General features: G+C 52.5%; 8 protein-coding genes. 5 read left to right on the top strand and 3 right to left on the bottom strand.

Annotated elements, in window-relative coordinates:
• Positions 1 to 128 precede the first annotated feature (128 nt).
• Positions 129 to 824, top strand: a complete 696-nt coding sequence (locus ACT3XD_RS13015; protein ID WP_192538303.1) for an aspartate/glutamate racemase family protein — start codon at positions 129 to 131, stop codon at positions 822 to 824.
• A 27-nt stretch (positions 825 to 851) separates the two neighbouring features.
• Here ACT3XD_RS13015 and ACT3XD_RS13020 read toward each other — a convergent pair whose 3' ends face one another.
• Positions 852 to 1,277, bottom strand: coding sequence for an organic hydroperoxide resistance protein (locus ACT3XD_RS13020; protein WP_018918720.1), 426 nt, complete (start codon positions 1,275 to 1,277; stop codon positions 852 to 854).
• Between the two features lie 109 nt (positions 1,278 to 1,386).
• Positions 1,387 to 1,851: a MarR family winged helix-turn-helix transcriptional regulator gene (locus ACT3XD_RS13025; RefSeq protein WP_192538302.1), complete on the bottom strand. Its 465-nt coding sequence runs from the start codon at positions 1,849 to 1,851 to the stop codon at positions 1,387 to 1,389.
• Positions 1,852 to 2,127: 276 nt separating this feature from the next.
• Here ACT3XD_RS13025 and ACT3XD_RS13030 point away from each other — a divergent pair, with 276 nt between their 5' ends.
• The 3 genes from ACT3XD_RS13030 (at position 2,128) to ACT3XD_RS13040 (ending at position 4,602) form a co-directional block, all read left to right on the top strand.
• Positions 2,128 to 2,670 (top strand): gluconokinase, encoded by a 543-nt coding sequence (locus ACT3XD_RS13030; RefSeq protein ID WP_192538301.1) that lies wholly within the window; start codon positions 2,128 to 2,130, stop codon positions 2,668 to 2,670.
• 14 nt (positions 2,671 to 2,684) lie between these two features.
• Positions 2,685 to 3,680, top strand: a complete 996-nt coding sequence (gene gntR / locus ACT3XD_RS13035; RefSeq protein ID WP_192538300.1) for a gluconate operon transcriptional repressor GntR — start codon at positions 2,685 to 2,687, stop codon at positions 3,678 to 3,680.
• Between the two features lie 73 nt (positions 3,681 to 3,753).
• Positions 3,754 to 4,602, top strand: a complete 849-nt coding sequence (locus tag ACT3XD_RS13040; protein WP_192538299.1) for an MOSC domain-containing protein — start codon at positions 3,754 to 3,756, stop codon at positions 4,600 to 4,602.
• On the opposite strand, the gene ACT3XD_RS13045 is transcribed toward ACT3XD_RS13040, so the two are convergent.
• Complete coding sequence (locus tag ACT3XD_RS13045; RefSeq protein WP_192538297.1) at positions 4,556 to 5,461, bottom strand: DMT family transporter; 906 nt, start codon at positions 5,459 to 5,461, stop codon at positions 4,556 to 4,558. The two genes, ACT3XD_RS13040 and ACT3XD_RS13045, sit on opposite strands and share 47 nt — an antisense overlap.
• A gap of 303 nt (positions 5,462 to 5,764) precedes the next feature.
• Between ACT3XD_RS13045 and ACT3XD_RS13050 the strand changes: the two genes are divergently transcribed.
• Positions 5,765 to 6,187: an OsmC family protein gene (locus tag ACT3XD_RS13050; RefSeq protein WP_018918714.1), complete on the top strand. Its 423-nt coding sequence runs from the start codon at positions 5,765 to 5,767 to the stop codon at positions 6,185 to 6,187.
• Positions 6,188 to 6,225: the final 38 nt, after the last annotated feature.

Consider the following 6,225-nt stretch of genomic DNA (forward strand, 5'->3'; position numbering starts at 1 on the left):
ACTTTAAATGCTCTAAGTACTTTAGATACGGTAGGTACTTTATGAGGGTAGTAAAAAGCTGGTACAAGGGGGGAGGGTTATTAGCCGGTTAATAAAATAATTCATGGTGATTCAAAAAGGAGACGAAAATGCAGGTTATTGGTGTGCTGGGCGGCATGAGCTGGGAATCAACGCAAAGTTATTATCGCGCCCTGAATGAAGGTGTAAAGCACGCGCTAGGCGGCTTTCACTCCGCCAAAATTGTGCTGGTCAGCGTCGATTTTGCCGAAATCGAAACCCTGCAGCAGCAAGGCGATTGGGATAAAGCAGGCGAGCTCCTGGCGAGTGCTGCGCAAAACATCGAACGGGCTGGCGCGGATTTTCTGCTCTTGGCAACCAATACTATGCATAAGGTGGCACCGGCTATCGAACAGGCTATCGGTATTTCGCTGCTGCATATCGCTGATGCGACTGCTGAACAGTTAATGCAAGATGGTATTACCCGCGTGGGGCTGTTGGGTACGCGCTTTACCATGGAGCAGGATTTTTACAAGGCTCGCTTGCAGGACGCATTCGGTATCGAGGTGGTTGTGCCTGATAGTGCCGAGCGCGAAGCGGTGCATCGGATTATTTTCGATGAACTGTGCCAGGGGAAAATCAATAGTGACTCGCGCGAGCGCTATCTCGAAATTATCGATAGCCTGCATCAGCAGGGCGCTCAGGCCGTCATTCTGGGGTGTACTGAAATCGCGCTACTGGTAGAGCAGGCGCATACTCATGTGCCGCTTTACGATACCACTGCGCTGCATGCAAGCAGGGCAGTGGCTCGTGCGCTTAAAGGTTAGCCCTATCAGCAGCTAACGTTGGAAAACTTAGGCAAGCGTCAGGGTGACGTCGATGTTGCCACGCGTTGCGTTGGAGTAAGGGCAAACGACATGGGCTTTGTCGACCAAATCCTGGGCAACGCTCTTTTCAAGGCCGGGAAGGCTGATAGTAAGCTCGACTTCAATGCCAAAACCTGTGGGAATAGCGCCGATACCCACGCTGCCTTCAATGGCAGTGTCTTGCGGAAGCTTTACTTTTTCCTGGCTGGCGACATGCTTTAGTGCACCTAAAAAGCAGGCGGAGTAGCCCGCAGCGAACAGCTGTTCCGGGTTAGTGCCTTCACCGCCTGCGCCGCCTAGCTCTTTCGGCGTGCTGAGTTTGACATCCAATGCGCCATCAGACGACTTGGCTTGGCCTTCACGGCCACCTGTGGCTTTGGCATGGGCACGGTAGGCGACGGTTTCGATAGACATAGCAAGCTTCCTTTAATGTTGTTGATCAGAGTAACTGGGTTTAATTTAGTGCAGCTTTATTTTGCGCGCAATATAAATTTCAATAAACCTTCTTAAAGTGCGAGAAGGGCTAGTCGATTTTTTGTAGGTTATCGCGTAGCTGTACCAAGTCTTCTTTTAGCTGTGTCAGGGTTTCTATTGATTTTTCACTGGCATTAACTATGCAGCTAGGAATATGACGCGCCTGTTCACGCAATTCACGCCCTTTATCGGTTAGAAATAGCTCCACGATGCGCTCATCCTGACGATTGCGTTGACGAATCAACAGCTGATCGCCTTCAAGACGCTTAAGCAGCGGCGTTAGCGAGCCGGGGTCGGTCAGCAGGCGCTTGCTCAATGTACCTACCGTTATGCCGTCTTGCTGCCATAACACCAGCATTGCCAAATATTGCGGATAAGTAAGCCCTAACTCCTTTAGAAGCGGTTTATAAATTTTTGTCATCGTTAATGAGGTGGAGTACAGCGCAAAACATAGCTGATGGTCTAGTTCCAACTCACTGCAAGTTTCTAATCGACAGGGTTCTAACGCGGGCATATCGGCTCCGAGACGGGATGCGTTGGATTAATGTAGCGCGACCAGCCTTCGCTGACCAGACCTAGACGTTGGTCTTGAGTTGGTGGTTTTGTTTTGACATGGATAATTTGGCTCGCTAACCTGCATTTACTATGTTACCGGTAACACGAAAGTCATCTGCGTATTATCCAACTATTCACGCGGCTATCTATAGGAGAGCATATACCTATAGGACACCATATAGATTATGGTTTTGTATATTTGCTGCACAGCGTTTAAACCCGGAGAGATAAACCAATGGACGCCGTTTCTCATCGTATTTTGGTCATGGGGGTCTCTGGCTGCGGAAAGTCACATATTGGCCAGCAGTTGGCGGCGGCTCTGAACGCCAAGTTCATTGATGGTGATGACTACCATCCGCCAGCAAATGTCGCCAAAATGGCCAGTGGAACGCCACTTGACGATGACGACCGCCAAGGCTGGCTTGAGACGCTGGCTGAGCTTTTTGCCGACCATCGCCAGCAAAATGTTAGCGTGGTGATTGCCTGCTCTGGATTGAAGTATCGCTATCGTGATTGCTTGCGCCAAGGGGATTCAGCGCTGCGCATTCTGTACTTGGAAGGCGACCAGACCCTGTTGCGTGAACGCTTGGAAACACGTGAGGGGCACTTCTTTAAAGGTGAGAATATGCTGGCCAGTCAGCTCGCCGATCTGGAACCACCGGGAGAAAGTGAAGCCGTCACTGTATCCATTGCGCTTTCACCGCCCGAGATCGTGAGTCGCTTTACCAGCGCGCTTAGTGCGACACTTAATCATTCATCCCGCACACCGTCACTTTAGAGGCTGGCATCCGTTTGAAGAAAAAGCGTCCCACATTACAGGATATTGCTGACAAGGTAGGGGCAACGAAAATGACGGTTAGCCGTTGCTTGCGAGCCCCTGATACGGTTTCGGAAAGCTTGCGTGAGCGTATTTTTAAGGCCGCCGAACAGGTGGGATATATCCCCAACCGGGCGCCGGACCTACTTTCGCGCGCCACCAGCCATTCGATAGGGGTGCTGGTGCCTTCGCTGACCAATCAGGTATTTGCCGATGTCATTGTAGGGATCGAGGCATTCACCGAACCGGCGGGCTATTACCTAATGCTCTCACACTATGGGTATAGTCCTACCCTTGAAGAGCGCAGTCTTGCCTCGTTGCTTTCCTATAACGTGGATGGCGTAATTCTTTCCGATCATGACCACACGCCGCGTAGCCTGCGTATGCTCGAAACGGCAGGTATCCCGGTTGTCGAAATCATGGATACACATCGCCAGCCGTTACAGCAGTCGGTGGGCTACGACAACGTCAAAGCCGCTTTTGATATGGTAAGCGCAATGATACGCCGTGGGCGCCGCCAGGTGGTTTATCTGGCGGTACGGCTAGATGAGCGAACGCAGCAGCGCGAACAGGGCTATCGCCAGGCGATGGAAGCACACGGCCTGATACCCACTACGCTACATAGTACTCAGCGCTCTTCCTATAGCGTCGGGGCGGCGCTTTTAGAACAAGTGGTGATTAACCATCCTGATACGGATGGTATCTTCTGTACCAACGATGATGTGGCGGTGGGGGCGTACTTTGAATGTCAGCGCCGCGGCATCGATGTCCCGGGGCAAATGGCCATTGCCGGTTTTCATGGCCACGATATAGGGCAGGCAATGACCCCTCGCCTGGCCAGCGTTATCACCCCCCGCCAGGCAATTGGTGAAGCCGCCGCCAAGGTGCTGCTCGCCAGAATTCAGGGCGAGCCATCGGCTGCCGATATCATCGATATGGGGTACACCATTGAAACCGGCGGTACGCTGTAGGTTCCTAGCGCAAGGCTAGCGGTCTGCGGGCTAAATGGCTAAAGTACGACGTTTCGCTTGCATCGAGGCTATCGTGAAAGTTACCCAGCTCAATATCTATCCGGTCAAGTCCTTAAAAGGCATCAGCGTTAACCAGAGCGAGCTACTTTCGAGCGGGCTTGCCTGGGATCGTCGTTGGATGCTGGTCGACGCTCAGCAGCGTTTTGTGACTCAGCGCCAGCTGCCTCTTTTGGCCACGGTAGAAGTAGCATTAAACGCCGATGCTCTGGTGCTTTCACATCCCAATGTTGACCCGCTTTCAATTCCGCTTGAAGAGCCGAGCGGCAACCTGCGCATCGTCAAGGTGTGGGACGACCACTGTAAAGCCTGGCCAGAAAGTGAAGAGGTCTCCTGCTGGTTGGAAGTCGCTCTGGGTGAGTCCGGGAAAGGTCTGAGCTTGGTCCGATTTGCCACCCAGTTTAAGCGCCTGGTAGAAGCGGATTTTCTAGACGGTGGCGAAGCCGACACGCATTTTGCCGATGGCTACCCGTTCCTGATTACGTCAACGGGCTCTTTGAACGCGCTTAATAGTGCTCTGGACAAGAACGGCAGCCAGCCAGTACCCATGAATCGCTTTCGTCCCAATATCGTCGTGGAAACCGATGAGGCGTGGGCGGAAGACCGCTGGCAATCGCTACAGGAATCCACCGGTGCATTCGCGTTAACACTGCGTAAGCCGTGTAAGCGTTGCAAGATCACCACGGTGGATCAGCAAACCGCCCACATCCCTGATCCCGCCGAGCCCCTTAAAACATTAATTACGCTCAAGACCCAGCCAACATTAAAAGGCGGGTATTTTGGTCAAAACGCGACGTTAAGTGCTGGCGACGGACAGCTTATTCGTGTGGGGGATGAGGTGATGGCGACATACCGCGCGGTTTAAAGCGTAGCAGTTGGGTGGCGACCGCCGTGCCCAGCAGGGTAATGATCATGCCCGCCATAACCTGCAGGCTAAGCGTTTCATCAAGTAGCCAGTAGCCCCATAGCAGCGCACTGATCGGTACTAAAAACGTAACGGTTGACGTAGCCGTTGCACCTGCGCTGGCTAACAGGCCGAAGTAGAGCAGGAAGGCCAGCGCTGTGCTGAGTACGGCAAGCGCCAGCGCATTGCTCCAGGCAAGCGTGCTGATCGGCTGGTCAGGCCAAAGCAGAATGCCGGGAATCAAAAGTACCAATGCCGACATGGCGCTGCTGCCCGCGGCCAGAACCCGGGGCGGCAAATGACTCAAGCGCGTTTTTGAGTAGTTGCCCGCAATGCCGTAGCAAAACGTTGCACCAATTACCGCCAGAATAAACCAGCCGTCACCGCCTATTCCGAAATCCAGACGGTTGGCGGAAAGAACGTAGACTCCAATCAACGCAAGCGCCAGCCCTAGATACTGTTGGCGTTGAACCGGCGTTGCAAAAAACAGCGCGCCTAGCAGGGCGGTAAAAATGGGCGTGGTGGCATTCAGTAATGAAGTGAAACCTGCTTCCAGGCGCATGGTCGCCAGGGCTAAAAGTGAAAAGGGTAGAACATGATTCACTATGCCCAGCAATAACAAAGGCCCTTTGTGCTGCCAGATTAACCGCAGGTAGTGCATGCTCAGCAGTAAAGGTATCAGCAATAGCGCGCCAACGCCCATGCGGACCAGTATCAAAGGAATAGCGCCAAACTCCGGCGATGCGACGCGCATGAAAATAAATGACAGCCCCCAAAGCGACGAGAGCACTGCCAGGCGTAGCGCATCAGCTGATGACATGGCGAATCCTTATAATGAGTAAAGGCTTGGCGTTCCCTTGCGGTCGCCATGAGTCGTTAACAAACCGTGCGGACATGTATAACCTGTTCGGCCCTGAGGTTATGGCAACGTTAGCCTGACAGCTCAGCATAAGGGGGTTCACGCGGCGGGGGAAGTGGCTAAAGGGATTCGGTTCGGCAGTGCGCCAAAAATCAGCTACGCTAAACAGGGTTGCCAGTTCGCTTTAGGCGAATGGCGCTTTTACCCGGCTGGTCAGGTAGTGGTTAGCCGGGGCTATCGTTATTTATGCACAAGGAGTTTTTCATGGATCGTAAAGCTAGCGCACGTTGGGAAGGTGGACTGAAGGATGGCAAAGGCACCGTTTCAACCGAAAGTGGCGTTCTCAATGCTAACTACTCCTTCAAAAAGCGTTTTGAAGATGAAAAAGGCACCAATCCGGAAGAGCTGATTGGAGCCGCTCATGCCAGCTGTTTTTCAATGGCGCTTTCCATGATTCTTGGCGATCAGGGATATACAGCAAACGCTATTGAAACCAGCGCGAGCGTTACCCTAAAGCAAGATTCTGAGGGCTTTAGCATTTCTAAAATTCATTTGGATGTCGTTGCTGATATCGACGGCGCCGATGAGGCAAGCTTTAAAGAAGCGGCAGAGAAAGCGAAAGCAAACTGCCCCGTGTCAAAAGTATTAAATGCTGACATTAGCATGACGGCCAAATTAAAAGGCTAATGCTTTTATATCAAAACGCCCTTCTTTAAAGAGGGGCG

Origin of the sequence: Halomonas sp. AOP7-B1-5, from assembly GCF_052353045.1 — a bacterium.
Lineage (GTDB): Bacteria > Pseudomonadota > Gammaproteobacteria > Pseudomonadales > Halomonadaceae > Vreelandella > Vreelandella colorata.

Bases quoted from the DNA above. Each gene is read 5' to 3' on its own strand.
- ACT3XD_RS13015 (WP_192538303.1), top strand. From the start codon at position 129: ATGCAGGTTATTGGTGTGCTGGGCGGCATGAGCTGGGAATCAACGCAA.
- ACT3XD_RS13020 (WP_018918720.1), bottom strand. From the start codon at position 1,277: ATGTCTATCGAAACCGTCGCCTACCGTGCCCATGCCAAAGCCACAGGT.
- ACT3XD_RS13025 (WP_192538302.1), bottom strand. From the start codon at position 1,851: ATGCCCGCGTTAGAACCCTGTCGATTAGAAACTTGCAGTGAGTTGGAA.
- ACT3XD_RS13030 (WP_192538301.1), top strand. From the start codon at position 2,128: ATGGACGCCGTTTCTCATCGTATTTTGGTCATGGGGGTCTCTGGCTGC.
- ACT3XD_RS13045 (WP_192538297.1), bottom strand. From the start codon at position 5,461: ATGTCATCAGCTGATGCGCTACGCCTGGCAGTGCTCTCGTCGCTTTGG.
- ACT3XD_RS13050 (WP_018918714.1), top strand. From the start codon at position 5,765: ATGGATCGTAAAGCTAGCGCACGTTGGGAAGGTGGACTGAAGGATGGC.